Raw genomic sequence first — 24,088 nt, 5'->3', positions numbered from 1 at the left:
TTTCACCCGTGGGAGAATGTGCCGGTGCCTCGATTCCTGTCCGCCAAGCCGGATGCCCGGTTGATCCCACTGCCGTGGGACGTGCCGCTCGCGGAGTGGCCGCTGGAGCATCTGGTGGCGCTGCCGCGCGGCATCTCCCGGCACGTGGTGCGCTTCATCAAGGTCGGTTCCGAGGTGGATGCCGCCAAGGAGGTGCTGGAGCATCTGGCGATCCACGAGTACCGGCTGCTGCACGATCTGGTGCGGATGAACACCCCGGCGGTGCAGCCGGTCGCGGTGGTCACCGGGCGGGTGGATCGCGACGGCAACCCGCTCGATCCGGTGCTGGTGACCAAGCATCTGCAGTTCTCGCTGCCCTATCGCTCGTTGTTCAACCGTGGTGTCCGCACCGAGACGGTGAACCGGTTGGTCGATGCGATGGTGGTGCTGCTGGCCCGGTTGCATCTGGTCGGTTTCCTGTGGGGTGACGTATCGCTGTCGAACACGCTGTTCCGGCGCGACGCGGGTGAGTTCGCGGCCTACCTGGTGGATGCCGAGACCGGTGAGCTGCACGACCAGTTGACCGACGGCCAGCGCGAGCACGATCTGGCGATCGCGCGGACCAATCTGTTCGGCGAGTTCTGCGACCTGGAAGCCGGCGGGATGTTGGATGAATCCCTGCAGCCCAAGGCATTGGTGGAGTTGATCGAGTCCCGCTACCGGGAGCTGTGGCAGGAGTTGACCGGGGTCGAGGAGTTCGACGACAGCCAGATCTATCGGATCGAGCGGCGGGTACGCCGGTTGAATGCGTTGGGCTTCGACGTCGCCGAGCTGGACATCACCACCGACCTGGACGGCACCACGATCCGGATCCAGCCGAAGGTGGTGGACGCCGGTCACCACTCCCGCCGACTGCTGCGGCTCACCGGTCTGGACACCGAGGAGAACCAGGCGCGTCGACTGCTGAACGATCTGGACACCTACCGGGCGCGGACCGGGCAGCAGAACGCCGACGAGGCGGTCGTCGCGCACCAGTGGCTGACCCGCTGCTTCGAACCCGTGGTGCACGCGATCCCCGACGATCTGCGCGGCAAGCTGGAGGCGGCGCAGATCTATCACGAGGTGCTGGAGTACCGCTGGTACCGCTCGGAGGAGGCCGGTGAGGAGATCCCGCTCACCGAGGCCGTGGACGGCTACATCGGTGATGTGCTGGAGAAACTGCCCGATGAGGAGGTCTCCACCGACAACCTGACGCCGGTGGTCACCGAGGGTGGGCGCCGGCTGGCGAACCCCTTCGATCCCAGCCAGGGTTACGAGGACGAGCAGGACACCGGCCCGATCCCGGTCGACCCCTGGGAGGTCACCGCCGCCGAGGAACCCGAACCCAGCGGCTACCTCGACATCAACGCCCTGCGCGCCAAGGCCGCCGCCCGCAAGGCCTGACGCTCATCGAGTAACCGCCCCCACGCTCATCAAGTAACCGCCCCCACGCTCATCGAGTAGCTGGCCCGGCGCAGCGAAGCGGAGCCGGGGCAGCGTGTCGAGATGAGCCCCGCGAGCTGCGCGCCGCTCACCCCAGCAGACCGCGCGCGATCACCATCCGCTGGATCTGGTTGGTGCCCTCGAAGATCTGGGTGACCTTGGCCTCGCGCATGAAGCGCTCCAGCGGGAATTCCTTGGTGTAGCCGTATCCGCCCAGCACCTGCACGGCGTCGGTGGTGACCTTCATCGCGGCATCGGTGGCGACCAGCTTGGCAACCGCGGCGGCGCGGGTGAAGTCCTGGCCGGCGTCGCGGCGGCGGGCGGCGTCGAGATAGGTCGCGCGGGCGGTCGCGACGGCGGCCTCCATGTCGGCGAGCAGGAACTGCAGGCCCTGGAAGTCGGCGATCCGCTGCCCGAACTGCTGGCGTTCCTTCGCGTACGCCACCGCATTGTCCAGGGCCGTTTGGGCCAGTCCGGTGGCGCAGGCGGCGATCCCCAGCCGGCCGTTGTCGAGGGCGGAGAGGGCGATCCGCATGCCCTGCCCCTCCTCACCGATCCGGCGGTCCGCCGCCACCCGGACCCCGTCGAAATAGACGGCCGCGGTGGTCGAGGCGGTCAGCCCCATCTTCTGCTCCGGGGCGCCGAAGCTCAGCCCCTCGGCATCGGCCGGGACCAGGAAGCAGGACAGGTCGCGCGGCCCCGGACCGGTGCGGGCGAACGTCGTGTAGTAGTCGGCGTGCGAGGCGTGGGTGATCCAGGCCTTCGCACCGGTCAGCAGATAGTCGTCACCGTCGGCCTTGGCGGTGGTCGTCATCGAGGTGATGTCGCTGCCCGCCTGGGCCTCGGAGAGGGCGTACGCCCCCAGCAGTCGCCCGCCGACCAGGTCTCCGGCGAACCGCTCGCGCTGCTGCGGCGTACCGAATTCCAGCAGCGGGAAACAGGTCATGATGTGCACCGACACCCCGACGCCGACGCTCAGCCAGGCCGCGGAGACCTCCTCGAGCGCCTGCAGATAGACCTCGTAGGGCTGGCCCATCCCGCCGAACTCATCCGGGTAGGGCATGCCGAGCAGGCCGAGCTCCCCCAACCGGCGGAACACCTCCCGCGGGAACTCCTCCGCCTTCTCGGCCGCGGCGGCGACCGGTTGCAGTTCGGCGCGGGAGAAACCGGCCACCAGATCGACCAGTTCGCGGGCGTCCTCGTCGGGCAACAGGCGGTCTACGGCCATCTCACACCTCGGGCAGGGGATTCATCAGCGGTACTCAAAGCAGTACTGTAGTACCACTATGGGTTCCTCTGCCAGCACCTCCGGGGACATTTCACCGGGCAATGTGATCCGACTGACGGGCCGCCAGGAGCAGCTCCGCGACCAGCTGCTGCGGTTGTTCCTGGCCGAGGGGTTCGTCGATTTCACCCTGGACGACCTGGCCGGCAAGCTCGGCTGCTCCAAGCGGACGCTCTATGCCCTGGCCGACAGCAAGGAACAGCTCGCCACCTCGGTGACCCGGCTGTTCTTCCGCCGCGCGACCAACCAGGTGGAGGCCGCGATCGCCCGGCTGCGCTCCCCCGAGCGGCGGGTCACCGGTTATCTGGAGGCGGTCGCCGAAGCGCTGCGGCCGGCATCCCGGCAGTTCCTGAACGACCTCTCCCGGCTCACCCCGACCCGCGAGATCTATGTCGAGAACACCACCGCCGCGGCCGCCCGGTTGCGCAGCCTGGTCGACGAGGGCACCGCCGCCGGCGCCTTCCGTGAGGTGCAGGCCGATTTCCTGGTCGAGGTGGTCACCGCGACCATGCAGCGGATCGGCTCCGGTCGGGTGCAGTCCAACACCGGCCTCGATGACGCCGAGGCGTACGCCCAGCTCGCCCAGCTCGTGCTGGCCGCCGTCCGCGCCTGAGCGGACCGCGTCTCGGTCAGTCGCCGGAGGCCGGGCGCCCGAAGTCGTCGTCGTAGCGGACGATGTCGTCCTGCTGCCAGTCACCGAACGCGACCTCCAGCACTCGCACGGTGCCGCGCTCACTGGCCAGCCGGTGCTTGCCGTTGGCCGGAATGAAGATCTCCTCGCCGACGACGGGGCGCCACACCTTGTCATCGACCGTGACCACCGCACCCTCATCGAGCACGATCCACAGCTCTGCCCTGCCGGGATGCGACTGATAGCTGAGCCGCTTCCCCTCATCGACGTGCATCAGGCTGACGGTGACCGGTTCGTTGTGCGCCCACTGCAGGAAGCGGCCCCAGGGGCGGGTCACTTCGGTGGTGGGGCGCCGGTGGCTGGGCGGAGTGAGGTCGGACACGATGATAACGATACCAGGATCGGTCTCGCGGTGACACCGGCACAGGGATCGTGGCTCGCCACTCGCTGAGCGGCGTGCTAGAGAGGACCCATGGCTGACCCCGAGCTCGATGTCGAGCGGATCCGCGCCCAGTTCCCGTCGCTGCAGGGCCCCGACGCGGCGGCCCATTTCGACGGGCCGGGTGGCTCGCAGACCCCGACCCCGGTAGCCCGGGCGATCGCCGACACCCTCACCGCACCACTCGCCAACCGCGGCCAGAACACGCTCGCCGAACGGAACGCCGACCAGACCGTGCGCGCCGCCCGGCAGGCGCTGGCCGACCTGCTCGGCTCCGAGCCCGAGGGCATCGTCTTCGGCCGCTCGATGACCCAGCTGACGATGGACCTCGCGCGCACCCTGGCCCAGACCTGGCAGCCCGGTGACGAGATCATCGTCAGCCGCCTCGACCACGACGCGAACATCCGCCCCTGGCTGATCGCCGCCGAGCGCGTCGGCGCGGTGGTCCGCTGGGCCGAGTTCGACCCGGCCACCGGCGAACTGCCGGTCGAGGCGGTCACCGCCCAGCTGAGCCCGCGGACCCGGTTGGTCGCGGTCACCGCGGCCTCGAACCTGCTCGGTACGATGCCGGACCTGCCGGCCATCGCCGCCGCGGTGCACGCGGCCGGTGCGGTGTTCTTCGTCGACGCGGTGCACTACGCGGCCCACGAGCTGGTGGACCGCAAGGCCCTCGGCGCCGACCTGGTGGCCTGCTCGCCGTACAAGTTCTGCGGGCCGCACTGCGGCGTACTCGCCGGTGACCCGGCGCTGCTGGAGACCCTGCATCCGGACAAGCTGAAGCCGTCCAGCGAGCAGGTGCCGGAGCGCTTCGAGCTGGGCACCCTCCCCTACGAGGTGCTCGCCGGTTGCACGGCGACGGTGGATTTCCTGGCCGACCTGGTACCGGGCCCGGGTTCCCGCCGCGAGCGCCTGGCGCGCAGTTTCGCCGCCCTGGCACGGCACGAGCTGCGGCTCCGGGAGCGGATCGAGACGCGGCTGGCCGAACTGGGGGCGACCGTCTGGTCGCGCGCGGGCCGGCGTACCCCGACCCTGCTGTTCTCCTTGCCCGGCAGCGAACCCGCCGCCCTCGCGGCCCGGTTGGCGAGCCGTGGGGTGAACGCACCGGCCGGCAGCTTCTATGCGATCGAGTGCGCGACGGCGCTCGGCCTGGGCGCCGCCGGCGGGGTACGCGTGGGCCTGGCGCCCTACACCAGCGACGCCGATGTCGACAGATTGCTCGCCGAACTGGGTGACGCCGATAGGCTTGCCGGGTGACGTTCCACCTCTATGACACCGCCACCCGCCAGGTGCGCGAGTTCGTCCCGCTGCAACCCGGCGCCGTGTCCATCTATCACTGCGGGCTGACGGTGCAGTCGGCTCCGCATGTCGGCCACATCCGCAAGGAGGTGGTCTTCGATGTGCTGCGCCGCTGGCTGAGCCACAGCGGCTACCGGGTCAGCGTGATCGCCAACGTCACCGACATCGACGACAAGATCCTGAACAAGTCGGCCGAGGCCGGTGAGCCCTGGTACGCCTGGGCGTACCGCTTCGAGCGGGAGCTGCACGAGGCGTACGCCGCCCTGGGCTGCATCCCACCGACCTATGAGCCGCGGGCGACCGGTCACATCCCGGAGATGGTGGAGCTGATCGGTGAGCTGATCGAGTCCGGGCACGCCTATCCGGCGACCGACGGTTCGGGTGATGTCTACTTCGATGTGCTGTCCTGGCCCCGCTACGGCGAGCTGTCCGGGATGCGGGTCGACGAGATGGAGGCGGCCACCGATGCCGACCCGCGCGGCAAGCGCGATCCGCGGGATTTCGCACTGTGGAAGGGACACAAGGAATCCGAACCGGAGACGGCGAGCTGGCCCTCGCCCTGGGGGCGGGGCCGGCCGGGTTGGCACATCGAGTGCTCGGCGATGGCCGGGAAGTATCTCGGCCCGGAGTTCGACATCCACGGCGGCGGCATCGATCTGCGCTTCCCGCACCACGAGAACGAGCTGGCCCAGTCGGCGGCGGCGGGTCGCCCGTTCGCGCGTTACTGGATGCACAATGCCTGGGTCACGATGGCCGGGGAGAAGATGTCGAAGTCGCTCGGCAACACCGCCCTGGTCGCCGAGGTGACCCGCACCAACGATCCGCGCGCGGTGCGGTATTTCCTGCTGGCGCCGCACTACCGCTCGACCATCGAGTTCTCCCCCGCCGATGAGGAGACGAAGGGCTCACTCGCCGAGGCCGAGAAGGCCATCGAGCGCATCGATTCCTTCGTCCACCGTGCCCGCGCAGCCACATCGGCTGAGGACCCCTCGACTCGCTCCGCTCGCTCGGGGAACGGGGAGGGGGGCCCCTTCTGGGACGACTTCGCCCGCGCCATGGATGACGATCTGGGTACGCCGCAGGCGGTGGCCGCGTTGTTCGCGGCGATCCGGCGCGGCAACCAGCTGCTCACCGAGGGGGACCAGGCGGAGCTGGCGCAGGTGTTGGACCAGGTGGCCCGGATGCTCGATGTCCTCGGCCTGGATCCGGATTCGACGACCTGGCAGGACACCGACCGCACCGAGCAGGCCCTGGAACCGGTCGTCGACGGGTTGGTGCAGGCGCTGCTCACCCAGCGCCAGGAAGCCCGTAGCCGCAAGGATTGGGCGGCCGCCGATGCGGTCCGCGACACCCTGGCCGAGCTCGGCCTGAAGATCACCGACACCCCCGATGGCTCCACCTGGAGCCTCGAGCCGAAGGGAGCCTGATGCCCGGGAACTCGCAGCGCAAGGGCGCGGTCCGTCGCAAGGGCCGCGGCAACACCGCCGGTTCCGGCGGCCGGGTCCGTCGCGGCCTGGAGGGCAAGGGTCCGACGCCGAAGGCCGAGGATCGCCCGTATCACAAGGCGCACAAGCAGAAGCAGCGCCAATCCAGCGGTGGTGCTGGCCAGCGCCCGCGCAGCCAGACCCCGCGCACCGGACGCCCCGGTTCGGGCCCGGAATGGGTGGCCGGTCGCAATCCGGTGTTGGAGGCGCTGCAGGCCGGGATCCCTGTGCAGACGGCATTCGTGGCCGAGGGCGCGGACCGCGACGACCGGTTGCGCGAGATCATGAAGTTCTGCGCGGATCACTCGATCCCGCTGATGCAGGCGACCCGGACCGATCTGGACCGGATGACCGGCGGCGCGATCCACCAGTCGGTGGCGCTGAAACTGCCGGAATACGAGTACGCCCACCCCGACGACCTGCTGGCCGACGCGCTGGATTCGGAGGAGCCGCCGCTGGTGGTGATGCTCGATCAGATCACCGACCCGCGCAACCTCGGTGCGATCGTGCGGTCCGCGGCCGCCTTCGGTGCGAACGGGGTGGTGATTCCCGAGCGCCGCTCGGCCTCGATGACCGCGGCGGCCTGGAAGACCTCGGCGGGGGCGGCGGCCCGGCTGCCGATCGCGCGGGCCACCAACCTGAACCGCACGCTGCAGGCGTACGCCAAGGCCGGTTTCACCATCGTCGGCCTGGCCGGTGACGGCGACACCGACATCGAGGGTGTGCCCGGCGTCGACGGCCCGCTGGTGCTGGTCGTCGGCTCCGAGGGCGAGGGCCTGTCCCGGCTGGTCCGGGAGAACTGCGACGTGCTCGCCTCGATCCCGAGCGCCAGCGATGTCGAATCGTTGAACGCCGGCGTCGCCACCGGGATCGCGCTCTACGAGGTGAGCCGGCACCGCTGACCGTTGGATTCTCGGCACTGAGCCCGCTTGGGGGCGTTGGATACGATCTTTTTCAACCAGATAGCCGACACCCCCGACGGCCAGGAGGTCACCCGGATGCCCAAGCCAACCGTGCGCCGCGCGAGCGCACTGCTCGCCGGGGCGGTGCTCGTCGTCACCGGGTGCACCCAGGCACCGAGCACCGTCGCCCCCGATCTGATCCTCACCAACGGTGAGGTGCTGACCATGGACGCCGGCTCCACCACCCAGCAGGCGGTGGCCATCGACGACGGACGGATCACCGCGGTCGGCAGCAGCGCGGAGATCGACCGGCTCGCCGGATCCACGACGAAGACCGTCGATCTGGCCGGTCGCACCGTCGTCCCCGGATTGACCGACGGCCACACCCACGCGATCCGCGGCGGCCAGACCTTCGATCAGGAGACCTACTGGCTGGACGCCACCTCCCTGACCGACGCCCTCGGTCAGCTGACCACCGCGGCCCGGGACCGCGAGCCGAACCAGTGGGTGGCCGTGGTCGGCTCCTTGGTGCCCAACCAGTTCGCCGAGAATCGGGTGCCGACGGTGGAGGAACTGTCCGCCGCCGTGCCGAACAATCCTGCCTATGTGCAATATCTCTACGACTGGGCCCTGGTCAACCAGTCCGGCATCGACGCTCTCGGGTTGAACACCAGCACCGAACCACCGGTGCCCGGGATCGTCGTCGAACGCGACCCCCAGGGTCGGGCCACCGGCAAGCTGACCGGCACCATCGGCTCCTTCAACGCGCTCACCTCGCGGCTGCTCGCCGCCGACGCGCCGAAACGCGAACAGAGCCTGCAGAAGTACCTCCAGGATCTGAACAGTCGCGGCATCACCGCCGTCATCGACGACAGCGCCGGCCCGGCCGAGGCGTACCAACCGCTCTGGACGCTGCGCGACACCGGCCGGTTGACGGTGCGGGCCGGCTTCCGGCTCTCGGCCCCGACACCGGGCAGGGAGGCCGAGTTCTTCGAGACCCAGATGGCCTATCGGGCGCCGACCCAACCGGAGGGGATGACCCCGTTCCTGGGGATCGGCGAAGGCCCGGTCGCCGGCGTCAACGACGGGGTGACGATGGGCCCCGGTTTCGTCGCCTCCCCGGAATCCCTGGCCAGCTTGGAAGAGGTCGCGACCCTGGCAGCGTCGCGGCGGATCCCGATGGAGCTGCACGCCTACACCGATGATGCGGCGGCACAGATCCTGGGTGTGCTCGAGCGGGTGAACGCGCAGTACCCGATCAAGGATCTGCGCTGGGCGATGGCGCACCTGAACACCGGGTCGCCGGAGACGATCAGGCGGATGCAGGCGCTTGGGATGGCGTTCTCGGTGCAGATGGGCCCCTATTTCGAGGGGCCGGCGATCCAGGCCGCGAACGGTCCGGAGGTGGCCGGTCGTTCGGCCACCCGGATGGCACTGGACGCCGGGGTGCTCGCCGCAGGTGGCAGCGACGCGACCCGGATCGGTGACTACCGGATCTGGCCGGCGCTGGAATACAACGTCACCGGCGCCTCCCCCGGCGATGCGGTGGTCCGCCCGGTCGACCAGCGACTGAACCGGATGGAAGCGCTTCGGCTCTACACCACCAACTCGGCCTGGCTTTCTTTTGCTGATGCGGATCGCGGCTCGATCGAACCGGGCAAGCTGGCCGACCTGGCAGTGCTCGATCGCCCCTATCTGACGATCCCGGAGACCGAGATCAGCGAGATCCGTTCGGTGCTCACCCTGCTCGAGGGAAAACCGGTCTTCGACCAGCTCGGCGTGGGCGGCTGACCGGAGCTCACTTCTCCTCGTGGTACTCCTGCTCGACGTTGACGTCCCAGACCGAATCCTTGTCGGTGCTGCCGGCGGCGATGTTGTCCACCGCCACCATCGCGGTGAGCATCGAATGGTCGGCGTTGTTGTAACGGTGCTGGCCGTTGCGGCCCAGCAGCCACAGATTCTCGAACCGGTCGGTGAACTCGCGGATCTTGTCGAACTCGGTATAGGAGCCGAAGTATGCGGGGTAGGTCTTCGGCACCCGGATCACGCAGGTGTCCAACACATCCTCACTGTTGACCACGCCGATCCTGGCGAGCTCCTCGACACCGAACTTCGCCATCTCGTCATCGGATGCGCTCCACAGCTCATCGCCCTCGTCGACGAAATATTCCATGCCCAGCCAGACATTGCGCTCATCGGCGACCATCCACGGGCTCCAGTTGTTGAAGATCTGCAACCGGCCGACCTTCACATCCGGTTCCTGGATGTAGATCCAGTTGTCCGGCACCAGGTGGAAGCGGGTCTCCCGGTCGGTGTTGTTGCGGATCTTCAGCTGCTTGGCGAGTACGCCGACGGTCAGAAAATCGCGGTAGGGCAGGGATCCGGCGATCTCGGCGACCTTCGCCGGCACCTCGACACCGTCGACGGCGGCGATCAGGTCGGCGACCGGCATCGTGGAGAAGAAGTGATCCCCCACCAGCCGTTCGACGTTGCCGTCCCAGTCGGTGAGTTCGACCGCGGTGATCCGGCCCTGCTCGGCACAGACCTTGGTGACGGCCTGCTTCATCCGCACCTCGCCACCGGCCTCGACCACCTTGCGGGCCACGGTTTCCCACATCTGACCGGGACCGAACTTCGGATAGAGGAAGGCCTCGATCAGTGAGGTCTCGACATCCTTCTGGGAGAGGTCCTTCTCGACCTCGCGGCCGAGCTTCGGCGCGATCTTGTCGGAATAGATCTTCTTGCCGGCGTGCGCCAGGGTGCCCGAGATGGACAGCCCCTTGACCCGTTGCGCACCCCAGTCGGGCGCGATCTGGTTCACCTTCACCCCCCACACCTTCTCGGTGTAGTCGCGGAAGAAGGTGTTGTAGAGCTCGCGGCCGAAGCGGTTCACATAGAACTCCTCCAGCGACTGCTCGGCCAGCGGATGCACCCGCGCCTTCAGATAGGAGAAGCCGATCTTCGCCATCTTCGCCAGTCCCAGGTTGCGGATCGTCTCCGGCTCCAGCGTGACCGGATAGTTGAAGAAGCGGCGGTTGTAGTAGATCCGCGAGAGCCGGCTGCGGACCAGCATCACCTCGTCGGTCTGCTCCGGGTCGGCGGTCCCGCCCGCGGGCAGATCCCGTTGCTGACCGCGGTAGCGCATCGTGAACTTCCGGCCCTCGGGCGTCTGCTCGATCGGCATGATCGAGGTCCACCACTCCATCACCCGATCGGACTTGGAGAAGAACCGGTGACCGCCGATGTCGATCCGATTCCCCTTGTGGTTCACGGTTTTCGAGATGCCACCGATCTCGTCGGAGGCCTCCACCACGATCGGGTGGATGTCGGTGTGCTGCAGCAGTTCGTAGGCCGCGGTCAGCCCGGCCGGGCCGGCCCCGATGATGATTGCGGTCTTCTTGTCTGACATCTGGTCATTCCTCTGGTGCATGGGATGAAGGCTTGGGGGTGTAGATCAGGAAACGGCGGAGCAGGAAGTTCCAGAAGAAGACGACCGCGGTCGAGATCAGCTTGGCGACCATCGCCCAGATCCCGAGCACCTCGTGGCCGAACCAGACGATCAGGGCGTTCAGCCCGAGTCCGGTGACACCGACCAGCAGGAACAGGCCCATCTTGACGTGCCGCCGCCGCGCGGAGGAGTCGAACACCCAGAGCGTGCTGGTGATGAAATTCACGATGATGCCGAGGCTGAACGCGATCGTGGTGGCGAGGAGCACCGGCAGCTTGAAGGCGTGGATGCCGGCGTACATGCTGAAGAAGTCGACCAGGAAGGCCAGCCCGGAGACGAAACCGTAGCGGATCATCTGGGCCAGCACCCGGTTGTTGCCGCGGCTCAGTGCGGAGCGGGCGCGGTCGAAAAGGGTACGCCGAGAGGACAGTTCGGTCATCGCCATCGGCCCTCCCCCCGGTGACCGCGACGAGGCGCCCCGGCCATCGGCGAACCTATCCCAGAGCGGTGTCGGCTGCCAGCACTACCGATCAACGAGGCCGGGATCACACGATCATCCGGGTCCAACTCATCAGCCAGGCCAGCAGCAGCACGCCCTGCAAGGCCGATGAGGTGGCGATGCCGGCGAGCCGGCTGCCGGGGGTGCGCAGCCAGTGCGTGAGCACCCAGGCCAGCGGGAAGATCTCCACGGCGTACCGCCAGATGGACTGCTGCCACTTCTCCCCGATCATCAGCGGGATGAGCAGCAGCAGCCAACCGGTCACCTGGTAGGCGAGCGGCAGCAGGCGCACCCCGGAGATCAGCAGTGCCCCGATCAGCAGCACCGAGAGCATCTTGACCATCGGTCGGCCGAACTGGCCGGTGAGCAGCGGCTGCCAGAAGTCGGTCGGCGGTTCGGCGACCACCCCCCAGCCGGCGTACTGCAGATGGCTGTAGGCGAGCAGGTCACCGGTCATCCAGCGGCAGTAGAGCAGGAACCCGGCCCAGGCGAGGATCGGCGCGAGCACCGCCGGCGCGGCCTTCAGATAGTTCTTCCAGGATTCCCAACGGACGAACGAGTAGCCGCCCTGGCGCAGCGCGATCAGACCGAGCGGCAGGGCCAGCACGAAGCCCGAGGATCGGGTCAGCGCGAACCCGACGCAGGCCAGGATCGCCCAGCCCCAGCGACGTTTCTCGGCGAGCACGAACGCGGCCAGCACCAGCGCCAGGAACAGGGATTCGGTGAGCACGGCCTGCAGCAGGAAGGCGCTCGGCAACACCACCAGCCAGGTGGTCGCATCGAGCGGGGTCACCCCGGCGGCGCGCGGGCCGGCGCGTTCGGCACCCGGTGACGACCCAGGACCGCGCCGTGTGAAGACGGTGTGGGTGAGGTCGTACATCAGCGCGATGCAGGCCAGCATCGCCAGGTTGGACACGATCCACAGCGAGGTGGCCGCGCCGACCAGCGGGGCCAGCGGTTTACCCAGCAGCGGATAGAGCGGGCCGAAGGTGAAGCGATGCAGCGAACCGGGCACCGAGAACCGCTCCCCCGCCTCCGCGCGCTGGATCAGCGTCTGCTCCTCGGGGGTGAGCGGCGCAAGATAGTCCCGGTCGACGAGCGCGATGTAGTGCTCCGAGTCGAAGTGCTGCCACATCATCACCGGGCCGAAGTTGGCCTCGCTGAGCTCGTCGGGCCACAGCTGGCCGCTCGGCAGGAGCTGCTGGCGCGGGAACTCCATCACCGTCACCGCGACCGCACCGACCCCGAAGGCCGCCACCTTGCAGATCAGGAAGATCAGCAGCACCTTGCGCCACTTGGCCAGATCCGGGCGCCATCGTCCGGGTCCGGGTCCGGGCCCGGTGACCCGGGTGGCACCCGCGGTGGGTTCGTCGACGCTCTCATCCGCGTCGGCTGCTCGAGATGTCACGCAACTGCTCCAGGTCTGCCGGCTCCGACCCAGACAACCACATGGCCGAGCCACCGGGCGTACGCCGCGCTGCGCCTGTGACTACCGGCCGTCGCGCCGCGAGCGTTGTTCACGCCGGCTGCGTTCGCGTGCCGCTCGCTCGAGTTCGGGCCGCATGGCGGGGGTGCTTCTCGAACCAGCCGACCGAGACCACCTTCGTTCCATGAACATGGACCAGCCCATCCGCCAGACCGGGGTTCTTGTCGAAGGGGTCGAACACCACCGCCGATTCGAACCCCAGAGCACCGATCCACGCCTGTCGCCCCGCGACCTCATCGGGCCACTCGGCCCGCGCCAACCACAGCACCCGTGCGACGCTCGGCTCCACCGGATTGCTCATCCGCTACCTCCCCTGCCTCCCCAGAGTAGGCCCGCCAACGTGTACGGAAGTGCTGCCGCTGTGGCAGCACTTCCGTAGCGTTTGGAAGCGGGTCAGCCGAGGAAGAGCGCGGAAGCCTTCAGCAGCGTCTGCCAGAGGCCGTACGCCAGCGGGATGCCGACGGCCAGCCAGGCCAGCAGCACCAGGAAGGCCGGTGTGGACCGGGCATCCCCGGCCGTCTGATCGTGCTCGCTCATTCGTGTCCTCCGGTGGTCTCGGCCGCGGACTCGCGGTGACGGGTGGCCCCGTGATCGCCGGCACCACGCAGGGTGGCGATGGCCTCGGTGTCGTGGAAGCGCTCCGGCACGTCCTTGATCAGCAGGTTGCAGACGAAGCCGATCACCAGCAGCACCACCATGGTCAGCAGCGCCGGGCGGTAGTCGGCCGCCATCAGCTCACCGGGCTTGCCGGCGGCGTCCAGGAAGCCGTTCACGATCAGCGGCCCGGCGATGCCGGCAGCGGACCAGGCGGTGAGCAGCCGGCCGTGGATGGCACCCACCTCGAGGGTGCCGAAGAGGTCCTTCAGATAGGCCGGCACGGTCGCGAAACCACCGCCGTAGAAGGAGATGATGAACAGCGCCAGGATCACGAACAGTGCGGTATGGGTGCTGCCGAGGAACGCCAGGATCAGATAGAGCACCGCCCCCAGCCCCAGATAGAACATGTAGATCCGCGGCCGGCCGATCACATCGGACAGCGTCGACCAGGCGAACCGGCCGCCCATGTTGGCCAGGCTGAGGATGCCGACGAAGCCACCGGCCACCGCCGCGGTCACCGTGGAGGTGCCGTTCTCGTTGCGGAAGAAGTCCTGGATCATCGGCGAGGCCTGCTCGAGGATGCCGATACCGGCGGTGACGTTGCAGAACAGCACCACCCACAACAGCCAGAACTGCGGCGTACGGATGCCCAGATTGGCCCGCACCAGCGCCCCGCCGCGGCCCGCCTTGTGGGGTGCGGTCGCATCGTCGGCATAACCCTGTGGGAGCCGGATCAGCGCCACCCCGATCATCATGAACAACCCGTAGACGATGCCCAGGGTGAGGAAGGTCTGCCAGAGCGCGGTGCCGTTGGCGAGCGCACCGCGGCCGCTCGGATCGAAGGCCGGGTCGTAGGTCCGCAGCAGCGCGTTGGACAGCGGCGAGGCGACCAGCGCGCCACCGCCGAATCCCATGATCGCCATCCCGGTGGCCAGCCCTGGCCGGTCGGGGAACCACTTGATCAGCGTGGAGACCGGCGAGATGTAGCCGATGCCGAGGCCGATGCCGCCGATCACGCCATAACCCAGATAGAGCAGCCACAGCTGGCCGGTGGCGATGCCGGCGGCGCCGACGAGGAAGCCGACCGACCAGCAGATCGCGGCGACCAGCATCGCCTTGCGCGGTCCGTTGCGCTCCACCCAGGTGCCGAAGATCGCGGCCGACAGGCCGAGCATCAGGATCGCGATCGAGAAGATCCAGGCCACCGCGGTCTGCGAGGACTGGAAATGGGCGACGAGCGAGTTCTTGAAGACCGAGAAGGCATACACCTGTCCGATGGACAGATGCACCGCCAGCGCAGCCGGTGGAATCAGCCACTTGCTGTACCCCGGTCTGGCTACGATGTGTTGCTTGTCCAGCACGCTCATCCTGCACACCTCCCTGTGAGACCCGCGTCACCCTAATGCCCGGTAAGTGGGAGGTCCACACTAGATTTGCGTGTGCCGCCGAACTTCAGGAGCAGATGTGTCCTCAACCGATGTGAATCGGGAGCTGTCCAGCGCGTACCGCACGATCCTGTCGGTGATCGACCAGATCGAGCCGCGGATCGCCGACGCCACCCGGGCCGAGCTGACCGATCAGCGCGAGTCGCTGAAGCTGATCGCCTCGGAGAACTATGCCTCGCTGCCGGTGCTGGCCACCATGGGCACCTGGTTCTCCGACAAGTACGCCGAGGGCACCGTCGGACACCGCTTCTATGCGGGTTGCCAGAACGTGGACACCGTCGAGTCGGTGGCCACCGAGCACGCCCGCGAGCTGTTCGGCGCCGAGTACGCCTACGCCCAGCCGCACTCGGGTATCGATGCCAACCTGACCGCCTTCTGGGCGATCCTGGCGCACCGGGTGGAGCAGCCGCGGCTGGCCGAGTTCGGCGCGAAGAACGTCAACGACCTCTCCGAGGCCGACTGGGAGACGCTGCGCAAGGAGTTCGGTGAGCAGCGGCTGATGGGCATGTCGCTGGACGCCGGCGGTCACCTGACCCACGGTTTCCGGCCGAACATCTCGGGCAAGATGTTCCACCAGCGCTCCTACGGCACCGACCCCGAGACCCAGCTGCTGGACTACGACAAGGTCCGCGAGGCGGTGCGGGAGTTCAAGCCGCTGGTGCTGGTCGCCGGCTACTCGGCGTACCCGCGGCGGATCAACTTCGCCACCATGCGCGAGATCGCCGACGAGGTCGGTGCGACGCTGCTGGTCGACATGGCGCACTTCGCCGGCCTGGTCGCCGGCAAGGTGTTCACCGGTGATGAGGATCCGGTGCCGCACGCCCATGTGGTCACCACCACCACCCACAAGTCGCTGCGCGGCCCGCGCGGTGGCCTGATCCTGGCCACCGAGGAGTACGCCCCCAGCGTCGACCGCGGGTGCCCGCTGGTGCTCGGCGGTCCGCTGTCGCATGTGATGGCGGCCAAGGCGGTGGCGCTGGCCGAGGCCCGCACCCCCGACTTCCAGGCGTACGCCCGGGACGTGGCCGACAACGCCAAGTCGCTGGCAGAGGGGCTGCTGTCCCGGGGCGCGAAGCTGGTCACCGGCGGTACCGACAACCACCTCGTGCTGATCGATGTGAACAACTTCGGGCTCACCGGGCGGCAGGCCGAGTCGGCGCTGCTGGACGCCGGGGTGGTCACCAACCGCAACGCGGTGCCCAACGACCCGAACGGCGCCTGGTACACCTCCGGTGTCCGGATCGGTACGCCGGCCCTCACCTCCCGCGGCTTCGGTGCCGACGAGTTCGACAAGGTCGCCGAGCTGATCGTCGAGGTGCTGCAGAACACCGAGCCGGTGACCGCCTCGACCGGCAAGCCGGGCAAGGCCAAGTACACCCTGGCCGACGGCGTCGCCGACCGGGTCAAGGCGCAGTCCACGGAGCTGCTGGGCAACCACCCGCTCTACCCCGGCCTCGAACTCTGACGCTCCTCGAGTAGGCCGCCCGCGGCCGTGTCGAGAGGAGCCCCTACGAAGGTTCAGCCGTACCCGTGCTCCTTGAGCCGCGCGGCGACCTCGCGGGAGACCCGTTGCCAGGCGGGTGAATCCCCGAGCGAGTGGGTGTTCACCATGTCGATCCCGACCTGGTCGTTGATCTGCCAGCGCGGGTCGTTGGCGAGTTCGGGCGGGAAGTGGCGTTGGGTCAGCTCGACAGACAACTCGATCACCTCCTCGAGCCGCGGATCGTCGGCCGCCCAGCTCCGGCAGGCGGTCATCAGCGGATAGAGCCGCTGCCCGAGTGGATCCTCCAGCGCGCGCAGTTGGCGGTCGGCCCAGTCGTCCAGACCGTCGGGATGCACCGCCCGCATCAGGATCCAGGACTCCCGCTCGATCCGTACCGCGTCCTCATCGACCCCGATCTCCCGCATCCGTTCGAACAACCGGACCGCATTCGGCGGCAGCACCAGCTCGCCACCCTCGCGCAACCGGGCCAACCGTTTCCGCGTCTGCTGCAGTTCGGTGATCCGGACCCGCAGCTCGCGGTCGATCTCGGTCACCGCCTGGTCCAGCTCGGCCTGCGGGGCATCGATCAGTTCGGCGATCCGGCTCAGCGGTACGCCGGAGTCGGCCAGGGTACGGATCCGGACCAGCGCCACCAGGTCCGCCGCGGCGTACCGCCGATAGCCCGACGCGTCCCGGTCCGGCTCGGGCAGCAGGCCGATCTGGTGGTAGTGCCGCACCGTGCGTACGCTCACCTCGGCGTACGCCGCCAGCTGGCCGATCGTCAGCACGCATCCTCCACGGGTTCGGGCTCGGGCTCCACCGGCGGTACCACGAAATCACGCAGCCCCGGCGCCACCAACGAGTAGACCAGAACCGGCAGGTAGGCGATCGCGCAGACCCAGGCGCCGACCCCGATCGACCCACCGACGAGCAGCATCGACATCAGCCCGAGCCCGATCGGCGCACCGAGCATGGTCATCCCGCCATAGACCGCCATCACCCGGCCACGCAACGCATCCGGCACCTTCTCGGTCATCGCGACGGTGAACATCGGGCCGACCAGACCACCGCCCAGGCCGGCCAGGAAGATGCCGACGGCCACCGGCCAGAAGCCGGCCAGGGTGGCGATCAGGAAGAACGAGCCGCCGAGCAGCAGATTCGCCACCAGCCAGGTCGGCCACCGCCAGCGCGACATGCCGGCGGTCCACAGCACCGATCCGGCGACCGTGCCGACGGCGTACGCCGACAGGGTCACCCCGAGCAGGGTGGGCGCACCCATCCGCTGGAAGTGGGCGGGCAGGATCACCCCGAGCAGCGGAGCCACCGGGATGGTCGCGAGCGAGCCGATCAGCAGCATCGCGAACAGCCCGCGGTCGCGGCGGATCAGGTGGAAGCCGCTGAACGGATTCCGGTCGGCCTCCGCCGCCGGTGTGTTCGTCGATCCGGCCAGCGGCATCAGCGCGGTGCAGAGCGCGGCCAGGGCGGAGCAACCGGCGGTCAACCAGACCACCCGGATCGGGTCGAGGACCGCCATCAGCGCACCGGCGATCCCCGGGCCGGCCAGGAAGCTGAGCCCGAAGACCGTCTGCCGCAGCCCGGAGATCCGTTCCACGCTGATCCCGGTGGCCTCGGACACGTTGGCGATCAGGGTCTGTCGGGCCGTCATCCCGGGCACGTCGAAGAGCGCCCCGAGGACGCCGAGCGCGATGAACCACCCGAGGTTCAGCCCGACGACCGCGTCGACGATCGCCAGGGCGGCGACCGAGATCGCCGACCCGCAGTCGGCGAGGACCGCGATCCGCCGCCGGCCGATCAGGTCGATCAGGTGGCCACCGACCAGGGTGGCGAGAATCGCCGGCAGGCTGGAGATCGTGGCGACCAGACCGGCCGCGGCCGGATCACCGGTACGCGCCAGGACCAGCCAGGGCAGCACGATCGAGATCGCCGAATTGCCGAACAGCGAGGACGCCTCGGCGAGCAGGAACAACGGTAAGGACAGACGGGTACGCGGCATGCCGCCCATCGTCCGACCCTGACGCCACGTCAGGGTCAAGCCTGCCCACGCTCATCGAGTAGCGAGCCATGCGCAGCACCCCACCCACGCTCATCGAGTAGCGAGCCATGCGCAGCGAAGCGGAGCAATGGCTCGCGTGTCGAGATGAGCCAGACCAACGCAGGTCCTCTCGACACGCTCGCTGCGCGAGCTACTCGAGGACCGTGGGAACGAACGCTCGCTGCGCGAGCTACTCGAGGACCGTGGGAACGAACGCTCGCTGCGCGAGCTACTCGAGGACCGTGGAGGTCAGCCGCTCAACCCGTACCGCGAGTTCCACACGATGCGGCCACCCTGGAAGGTCTGCGTGCATTCCCTGGCATCGGGGAGATTGCGGCATTCCTCGGGGCCGACCGGGTAACCGAACCGGCCTGTCTCCCACCCGGCGCGGCCGTAGTGGTCGAAGATCAATCCCTGGACACCCCAGGCCCCACTGGCCGGGGACCAGTAGATGTGTCCGTTCTCGCCCTGGAAGCGTTGGAAACATCCACCGTCACGGATCCCGCAGATCTCATCGCTGATCGGATAGCCGAACGAGCCGGTCTCCCAACCCATCGCCCCGTAACGCCCGAAGATGGCACCGCGGACGAAGTGCGCGTCGGTGGCCGGCGACCAGTAGATGTGCCCGTTCTCGCCCTGGAACCGCTGGAAACATCCACCGTCACGGATCCCGCAGATCTCATCGGTGGTCGGGAAGCCGATGTTGCTGTTCTCCCAGCCCATCTCGGCGTACTTGTCCAGGATCCGGCCACGCATCCAGTGCGCCCCGGTCCCCGGGGACCAGAACATGGTCACGTTCTGGAAGCGCTGTGAGGCGCCACCGCGAACGGCCATCTCGCTCTGCAGCGGCAGACCGAGCGCCTTGTCGCCGCCGGCGGCGTCATAGGCCTCCAGGATCGCGCCCTTCACCACATTGGCCCCGGTGTCCGGCGACCAGTAGACGCGCCCGTTCTGGAAGGTCTGCACCCGTGCCCCGGGTACCGCGGCATTGGTCTCGCAACCGGTCTGCTGGCCGAGGTCGGGCCGGGTCCGTGCCAGCTCGCCGATCGCGCCATAGGGCGTACAGGCGGCCGGGTCGAAGGTCTCGTAACGCACGTAGTCGAAGAGATCGTGGCGATCGGGGAAGGGTTTGCCGTCATCGACCCAGGGCGCCCAGCCGCCGTTGACCGGGACGGTGATGCCGAACACCCCGGTCTCGGTGAGCACGACCGCGTGATGGGTGCGTTGATGAGTATCGACCCCGGCCACCACCGGGGTCGGGTCTTGAGGCGTGGCATGGTTGGTGGTCATCATGGGTGATGTCTCCCTCTACAACTGGATCGAGGGATGACCTCCCAGGCCGGGCGGACACCACAGTGATGAGACACCGATCAAGGTCCTATCAAGTCACACCCGCCCGGTCTGGCCATCCAAACCGAAAGAGGGGCCCGGCGGGCCGGCCGTCGACAAGTCGCGTTCAAGGCACCCAACCAACAGCGCCAGTGTCGAGATCGGTCAAACGAACAACCCAGACCCCAAAGACATCATCCCCAAGGCCACCGGACCCCCACCACCATCCTCACTGTGTCGAGAGGAGCCCACCCCCAGCCTGCTCAGCGGGCGAACAGATTGCCCGAGACGGTGGTGATGAAGTTCCGCAGCGAATCCGGCAGGTCCCGCAGGTGCCAGTTGTCCGGGCCGTGGTACCAGGACAGATCGGTCGGGTCCGGGGCGTCGTCGTCATCGGCGGCGACGATCGCATCCAGCCAGCGATCCGCCCCGCCGAGCACGATGGCGTACGGCAGCACCTCGGACAGCTCGCGGTATTCCTGGCCCTTCGGCATCCGGTCGGTGGGTTCGCTGCGCAGTTCCTGGCGGAGTACGCCGAGGCCGGCGAGCAACCGGGCGCCGAGCGCGGTCCGCGCCGGCATCTCCTGGGCGACGAACGCCAGCCCCAGGCCGAGCGCGACGACGGCCAACCCGGTCAGTCCGAAGGTGGTGAAGGCCGCGAGCACACCGGTGAGCACCACACCGACGATGAGCAGGATCAGCGCGGCCTGGTTCCACACGTTGCGGGTCGAGTCGGGGCGCCGGTCGTACCAGCCGTTGTCGACCATGTCGTCGTAGAGGTCGTTCTGCACCGTCGGGATGACACCGGAGATCGAGGGGCCGATCTCGGAGACCTGCACCGACGACCCGTCGGCGGGCGCCAGCGCGTCCAGCAGCGCCTTCTCGTAGGGCTGCAACCGGGACTCGTCACCGGGCATCCGGTGGAAGGTCCAGTCGGTGGGGGCGAACTCGCTGCGCCGCGGCAGTTCGACGATCAGCAGGTGCCCGCGGACCGCGAGGTCGATGATGGTGGCGGTGACATCGATCGGGTCGACGCGCTCGTCGGCCACCGTACCGATCTGGCCGGGCAGCACCTCGCCACCGGCCTTGAACTCCACCACCCCGGCGCCGACGGGCACGAACTCCGCGACCCGGATCGGGTCACCGGAGGGGTTGGCGTCCCGGCCGGCGCGCCGGTGCAGCAGGAACAGGGCCAGCGCACCGAGGGCCAGCAGACCCAGCGCGACCGCGAGCGGGACACCGGTGCCGGTGAAGGCCCGGCCGAGCGTCCACTGGTCGTCGACCTGCTCGTCGCTGGCGACCGCGCCGGCCGGGAAGGCGATGCGTACGCCGACGATCTCGCCCGCCCCGCGCGGGCCGTCGGAGATCCGGGGGGCGATGCCGGAGGCGGAGGTCCCATCGGCCAGCGCGCAGGAGGCCTCGGTACCGGGCGGGCCGGCGACGCACTTGAAGTCACTGAACTGGGCCGGCATGGCGAACTCGGCGGTCACCTGGTCCACCGGGACCGACAGACCCTGCAGCACGTTCCAGCGGACCAGGGTGCCGCCACCGGGGGTGGTCACGCTGGCGCCGGCGACCCGATAGCTGACCTCGACCTCGTTCGCGCCACCCGGGGTGATGGTGATGATCTCCCGGTCGCCCTCGGTTCGCACCTGGCCGACATCGCGGCCACCGGCGGTCGCCCGCAGTTCGCTCACCCGGTACACGTACTCGCGCTGGTTGACGATCTCCTCCCGCAGCGCGAACGCCTGCTCGATGGAGTTCGGCGGTGCACCGTCGAAGGTGAGCACCGATCGCACCTGCAGGGAGCCGTCCTGGCCGACGGTCACCGAGCTGGCGTGACTGGTCAGCTTGTCGGCGGCGCGGGCCGGGGCGGCCGCCCCGAACAGCGCCAACTGCGCGAGCAACAGGGTCGCCAGCAGGGCCAGCAGCGCTCTGGGTCGCCGGTGTGCCATCGATCCTCCCGGGGTCCGCGACCCGCTCCGGGGCCGCGCGCCCACTATGACACAGGAACAGGGGCGCGCCGCTGCCGCGAGCACGCGAGTTCCACCGACACGATCGGACCGCGGGCCCTACGCTGGGCGGCGTGACCTCACCCGCCGCCGCCAGCCCCGCCCCGTTCCGCACCGGAATCGGGGTCGATGTGCACGCCCTCGCCCCCGGTCGGCCGATGGTCGTCGCCGGGTTGTCCTTCCCCGACGAGAAGTTCGGCCCCGAGGGGCACTCCGACGGGGACGTCGCCTGCCATGCCGCCTGCGACGCGCTGCTGTCGGCGGCGGGGCTGGGGGATCTGGGCAGCAACTACGGCACCTCGGACCCGCGGTGGTCCGGTGCCGCGGGGACGGCCTTCCTGACCGAGACCGCGCGCCGGCTGCGCGCCGCGGGATTCGAGATCGGCAATGTCGCGATCCAGGTGATCGGCAACCGGCCACGGTTGGGCGTACGCCGCGGGGCGGCGGAGGCGCTGCTGAGCCGCACCGTGAACGCCCCGGTCTCGATCGCCGCGACGACCACCGACGGGTTGGGCCTGACCGGGCGCGGCGAGGGACTGGCCGCGATCGCGACCGCGCTGGTCGTCGGACCCGTGGGCCGTTAAGGTCACTCCCAAGCATCCAGGAGGCGCCATGAGTCAGGGGTACCCCGGCGGACCGGGCCAGCAGGGTTACGGGCAGCAGCCCGGTTTCGGCCGCCAGCCCGGTTTCGGGCAGGCGTACCCCACCGGTTGGCAGCAGCCGCAGTCCCCCTGGGGCCAGCCGCAGGGCCAGCCCGGTGGATACGGCGTACCGCAGCAGTATTCCCAGGGCCCGTACGGATCACCGCAGTTCCCGCCGCCCTCGCCGCGCCCGAAGAGCCGGATGCGTCCGGTGCTGCTCGCCGCGCTGGCGATCGTCGGCCTGGCGATCGCGGGATTCGTGATCAACTCGATGCGGCAGCCGGCGTACCAGAACGAGGACTACACCCCGCCCCCGCCCGGCAACGTGAAGCCCTTCCCCGATGCCCCGGTCAGCGAGGTCAAGTCGATCACCGACGACAACGCGCTCTATCGCCAGCAGGTGCCGGTGCCGGTGCGCTGCGAGATGCGCGATCCGGACATGAACCTCCGCACCGCCAGCGACCAGGAGGTGAAGGACTACATCGACGATCTGATGGGATGCAACATGCGGGTCTGGAACCCGCCGTTCACCGGCACCGGGAAATACGAACTGGTCCGCCCGATCGTCAACGTCTACGGCGAAAGCGTCACCTCACCGTGCGGCGGCGGCAAGGCGATGGGTCCGAACGCGATGTACTGCGCGGCGAACCAGCAGGTCTACTACTCCCGCAAGATCCAGGACGCGAACCCGGCGCTGGCGGTGATGATCGAACCCCATGTGATCGATGAGGTGATGGCGCACGAGTTCGGGCACTCGATCCAGGCACGCACGCTGATCCTGCAGGCGAACCAGTACCAGCAGGTGCAGTCCGACGACAAGAAGGCAGCCCTGGAGATGAGCCGGCGGATCGAGTTGCAGGCCGACTGCTTCGCCGGCATGTATCTGCAGTCGGTCGGCCGGTCGATGAACTACACCGACCAGAACTGGCAGGACATCCAGACGAGTATTCGCAATGGTGGTGACGACATCCTCACCGGCAAGCCGAACGTGGACGGCACCCATGGCCTGGGTGACAGCCGCCTCTACTGGGGCCAGCTGGGCCTGACGAACACCGACATCGGCAAGTGCAACACGATGACCGCCCCCTCCCAGTTCGTCCGCTGACCCGCTCATCGAGTAGTCGAGCCACACGCTCATCGAGTAGCGAGCCACACGCTCATCGAGTAGCGAGCCACACGCTCATCGAGTAGCGAGCCATGCGGAGCGAAGCGGAGCAATGGATCGCGTGTCGAGATGAGCCAAGCGTGCGACAGTCCTCTCGATGCTCCGGGCGTGCTGGGGGACCGCCCACCACCGCGCCCTGCGAAATCTGCGGCTCGATCGCAGAATCGACCGTTCTGGGCACCGATTCGAAATCGAGCCGCAGATTTCGGTGGGGCTGGGCGGGCGCGAACCGGTGGTGGGCCGGGTTCATCTCGACACGCTCGCTGCGCGAGCTGCTCGATGGGCGTGGGAGACAACGCTCGTCGCGACGGTCCTATAGATCGTCAAGTGGTCATGAGGTCGGTTTTGAGGTTTCGGTAGATGGTGCGGGCGAGGTGGCGTTTGAGGCATCGGATGGTTTCGGCGCGGGTCTTGTGTTCGCTGGTGCGTCGG

21 protein-coding genes are annotated in these 24,088 nt (G+C 68.6%); 9 read left to right on the top strand and 12 right to left on the bottom strand.

The window, feature by feature from the left end; all coding sequences use genetic code 11:
* The first annotated feature begins 24 nt into the window (after positions 1-24).
* Positions 25-1,422, top strand: a complete 1,398-nt coding sequence (locus BI335_RS20175) for a DUF4032 domain-containing protein (RefSeq protein WP_229119709.1) — start codon at positions 25-27, stop codon at positions 1,420-1,422.
* A gap of 127 nt (positions 1,423-1,549) precedes the next feature.
* On the opposite strand, the gene BI335_RS20170 is transcribed toward BI335_RS20175, so the two are convergent.
* A complete protein-coding gene (locus BI335_RS20170) occupies positions 1,550-2,689 on the bottom strand; it encodes an acyl-CoA dehydrogenase family protein (RefSeq protein WP_094433210.1) in 1,140 nt (379 codons plus the stop codon).
* Between the two features lie 58 nt (positions 2,690-2,747).
* Between BI335_RS20170 and BI335_RS20165 the strand changes: the two genes are divergently transcribed.
* Positions 2,748-3,359 carry a TetR/AcrR family transcriptional regulator gene (locus tag BI335_RS20165; RefSeq protein WP_094433208.1) on the top strand — a complete coding sequence of 204 codons (612 nt, stop codon included), beginning with the start codon at positions 2,748-2,750 and terminating at the stop codon, positions 3,357-3,359.
* A 16-nt stretch (positions 3,360-3,375) separates the two neighbouring features.
* Here the strand turns inward: BI335_RS20165 and BI335_RS20160 are convergent, their stop codons facing one another.
* A complete protein-coding gene (locus BI335_RS20160; protein WP_208109404.1) occupies positions 3,376-3,759 on the bottom strand; it encodes a phosphomannose isomerase type II C-terminal cupin domain in 384 nt (127 codons plus the stop codon).
* A gap of 90 nt (positions 3,760-3,849) precedes the next feature.
* Between BI335_RS20160 and BI335_RS20155 the strand changes: the two genes are divergently transcribed.
* The 4 genes from BI335_RS20155 to BI335_RS20140 all read left to right on the top strand — a co-directional run bounded on the left by BI335_RS20155 (position 3,850) and on the right by BI335_RS20140 (position 9,289).
* Entirely contained in the window at positions 3,850-5,070 is a 1,221-nt protein-coding gene (locus BI335_RS20155; protein ID WP_094433203.1) for a cysteine desulfurase-like protein, read from the top strand.
* Positions 5,067-6,539, top strand: coding sequence for a cysteine--tRNA ligase (gene cysS, locus BI335_RS20150; RefSeq protein ID WP_094433201.1), 1,473 nt, complete (start codon positions 5,067-5,069; stop codon positions 6,537-6,539). Before BI335_RS20155 ends, cysS begins: the two co-directional genes overlap by 4 nt.
* The gene (rlmB, locus tag BI335_RS20145; RefSeq protein WP_094433198.1) at positions 6,539-7,498 is read left to right on the top strand and encodes a 23S rRNA (guanosine(2251)-2'-O)-methyltransferase RlmB; all 960 of its coding nucleotides are present in this window, start codon (positions 6,539-6,541) and stop codon (positions 7,496-7,498) included. Before cysS ends, rlmB begins: the two co-directional genes overlap by 1 nt.
* Before the next feature lie 96 nt (positions 7,499-7,594).
* The gene (locus BI335_RS20140) at positions 7,595-9,289 is read left to right on the top strand and encodes an amidohydrolase (RefSeq protein WP_094433379.1); all 1,695 of its coding nucleotides are present in this window, start codon (positions 7,595-7,597) and stop codon (positions 9,287-9,289) included.
* A gap of 7 nt (positions 9,290-9,296) precedes the next feature.
* Here the strand turns inward: BI335_RS20140 and BI335_RS20135 are convergent, their stop codons facing one another.
* The 6 genes from BI335_RS20135 to BI335_RS20115 form a co-directional block, all read right to left on the bottom strand.
* Positions 9,297-10,907 (bottom strand): NAD(P)/FAD-dependent oxidoreductase, encoded by a 1,611-nt coding sequence (locus tag BI335_RS20135; protein ID WP_094433195.1) that lies wholly within the window; start codon positions 10,905-10,907, stop codon positions 9,297-9,299.
* 4 nt (positions 10,908-10,911) lie between these two features.
* A complete protein-coding gene (locus BI335_RS20130; protein ID WP_094433193.1) occupies positions 10,912-11,391 on the bottom strand; it encodes a GtrA family protein in 480 nt (159 codons plus the stop codon).
* A gap of 100 nt (positions 11,392-11,491) precedes the next feature.
* Positions 11,492-12,853 carry a hypothetical protein gene (locus tag BI335_RS20125; protein WP_094433191.1) on the bottom strand — a complete coding sequence of 454 codons (1,362 nt, stop codon included), beginning with the start codon at positions 12,851-12,853 and terminating at the stop codon, positions 11,492-11,494.
* A 109-nt stretch (positions 12,854-12,962) separates the two neighbouring features.
* The gene (locus BI335_RS20120) at positions 12,963-13,232 is read right to left on the bottom strand and encodes a hypothetical protein (RefSeq protein ID WP_094433188.1); all 270 of its coding nucleotides are present in this window, start codon (positions 13,230-13,232) and stop codon (positions 12,963-12,965) included.
* A gap of 92 nt (positions 13,233-13,324) precedes the next feature.
* Positions 13,325-13,468, bottom strand: coding sequence for an MFS transporter small subunit (locus BI335_RS21670; protein ID WP_166646901.1), 144 nt, complete (start codon positions 13,466-13,468; stop codon positions 13,325-13,327).
* The gene (locus BI335_RS20115) at positions 13,465-14,895 is read right to left on the bottom strand and encodes an OFA family MFS transporter (RefSeq protein ID WP_094355743.1); all 1,431 of its coding nucleotides are present in this window, start codon (positions 14,893-14,895) and stop codon (positions 13,465-13,467) included. Before BI335_RS20115 ends, BI335_RS21670 begins: the two co-directional genes overlap by 4 nt.
* 97 nt (positions 14,896-14,992) lie before the next feature.
* Between BI335_RS20115 and BI335_RS20110 the strand changes: the two genes are divergently transcribed.
* A complete protein-coding gene (locus BI335_RS20110; protein ID WP_407644082.1) occupies positions 14,993-16,438 on the top strand; it encodes a glycine hydroxymethyltransferase in 1,446 nt (481 codons plus the stop codon).
* A gap of 53 nt (positions 16,439-16,491) precedes the next feature.
* Here the strand turns inward: BI335_RS20110 and BI335_RS20105 are convergent, their stop codons facing one another.
* From BI335_RS20105 to BI335_RS20090, 4 genes are all read right to left on the bottom strand, one after another.
* Complete coding sequence (locus BI335_RS20105) at positions 16,492-17,244, bottom strand: helix-turn-helix domain-containing protein (RefSeq protein WP_094433184.1); 753 nt, start codon at positions 17,242-17,244, stop codon at positions 16,492-16,494.
* Positions 17,238-18,470, bottom strand: a complete 1,233-nt coding sequence (locus tag BI335_RS20100; protein WP_166646899.1) for an MFS transporter — start codon at positions 18,468-18,470, stop codon at positions 17,238-17,240. The genes BI335_RS20105 and BI335_RS20100 overlap by 7 nt, the downstream gene beginning before the upstream one ends.
* Positions 18,471-18,758: 288 nt before the next feature.
* A complete protein-coding gene (locus tag BI335_RS20095; RefSeq protein ID WP_094433181.1) occupies positions 18,759-19,802 on the bottom strand; it encodes an LGFP repeat-containing protein in 1,044 nt (347 codons plus the stop codon).
* 299 nt (positions 19,803-20,101) lie between these two features.
* On the bottom strand, positions 20,102-21,793 hold the full coding sequence (locus tag BI335_RS20090) for a DUF2207 domain-containing protein (protein ID WP_094433179.1): 1,692 nt from the start codon (positions 21,791-21,793) through the stop codon (positions 20,102-20,104).
* Between the two features lie 131 nt (positions 21,794-21,924).
* On the opposite strand from BI335_RS20090, the gene ispF reads away from it, so the two are divergent.
* Both ispF and BI335_RS20080 read left to right on the top strand, forming a co-directional pair.
* Positions 21,925-22,434, top strand: coding sequence for a 2-C-methyl-D-erythritol 2,4-cyclodiphosphate synthase (gene ispF, locus BI335_RS20085; RefSeq protein WP_094433177.1), 510 nt, complete (start codon positions 21,925-21,927; stop codon positions 22,432-22,434).
* Between the two features lie 28 nt (positions 22,435-22,462).
* Complete coding sequence (locus BI335_RS20080; RefSeq protein ID WP_094357251.1) at positions 22,463-23,596, top strand: neutral zinc metallopeptidase; 1,134 nt, start codon at positions 22,463-22,465, stop codon at positions 23,594-23,596.
* The last annotated feature ends 492 nt before the right edge of the window (positions 23,597-24,088 follow it).

This window comes from Enemella evansiae (assembly GCF_002250705.1).
Classification (GTDB): Bacteria; Actinomycetota; Actinomycetes; order Propionibacteriales; family Propionibacteriaceae; genus Enemella; species Enemella evansiae.
The sequence above is the reverse complement of the archived record's forward strand: the minus strand, read 5'-3'. Positions and strand labels throughout refer to the sequence as shown.

What these genes read in the sequence shown, in the direction of transcription:
- BI335_RS20130 (WP_094433193.1), bottom strand. Translation starts at nt 11,391, where the DNA reads ATGGCGATGACCGAACTGTCCTCTCGGCGTACCCTTTTCGACCGCGCC.
- BI335_RS20115 (WP_094355743.1), bottom strand. Translation starts at nt 14,895, where the DNA reads ATGAGCGTGCTGGACAAGCAACACATCGTAGCCAGACCGGGGTACAGC.
- BI335_RS21670 (WP_166646901.1), bottom strand. Translation starts at nt 13,468, where the DNA reads ATGAGCGAGCACGATCAGACGGCCGGGGATGCCCGGTCCACACCGGCC.
- BI335_RS20170 (WP_094433210.1), bottom strand. Translation starts at nt 2,689, where the DNA reads ATGGCCGTAGACCGCCTGTTGCCCGACGAGGACGCCCGCGAACTGGTC.
- BI335_RS20095 (WP_094433181.1), bottom strand. Translation starts at nt 19,802, where the DNA reads ATGATGACCACCAACCATGCCACGCCTCAAGACCCGACCCCGGTGGTG.
- BI335_RS20165 (WP_094433208.1), top strand. Translation starts at nt 2,748, where the DNA reads ATGGGTTCCTCTGCCAGCACCTCCGGGGACATTTCACCGGGCAATGTG.
- BI335_RS20140 (WP_094433379.1), top strand. Translation starts at nt 7,595, where the DNA reads ATGCCCAAGCCAACCGTGCGCCGCGCGAGCGCACTGCTCGCCGGGGCG.
- BI335_RS20155 (WP_094433203.1), top strand. Translation starts at nt 3,850, where the DNA reads ATGGCTGACCCCGAGCTCGATGTCGAGCGGATCCGCGCCCAGTTCCCG.
- rlmB (WP_094433198.1), top strand. Translation starts at nt 6,539, where the DNA reads ATGCCCGGGAACTCGCAGCGCAAGGGCGCGGTCCGTCGCAAGGGCCGC.
- BI335_RS20135 (WP_094433195.1), bottom strand. Translation starts at nt 10,907, where the DNA reads ATGTCAGACAAGAAGACCGCAATCATCATCGGGGCCGGCCCGGCCGGG.
- BI335_RS20080 (WP_094357251.1), top strand. Translation starts at nt 22,463, where the DNA reads ATGAGTCAGGGGTACCCCGGCGGACCGGGCCAGCAGGGTTACGGGCAG.
- BI335_RS20120 (WP_094433188.1), bottom strand. Translation starts at nt 13,232, where the DNA reads ATGAGCAATCCGGTGGAGCCGAGCGTCGCACGGGTGCTGTGGTTGGCG.
- BI335_RS20100 (WP_166646899.1), bottom strand. Translation starts at nt 18,470, where the DNA reads ATGCCGCGTACCCGTCTGTCCTTACCGTTGTTCCTGCTCGCCGAGGCG.
- BI335_RS20090 (WP_094433179.1), bottom strand. Translation starts at nt 21,793, where the DNA reads ATGGCACACCGGCGACCCAGAGCGCTGCTGGCCCTGCTGGCGACCCTG.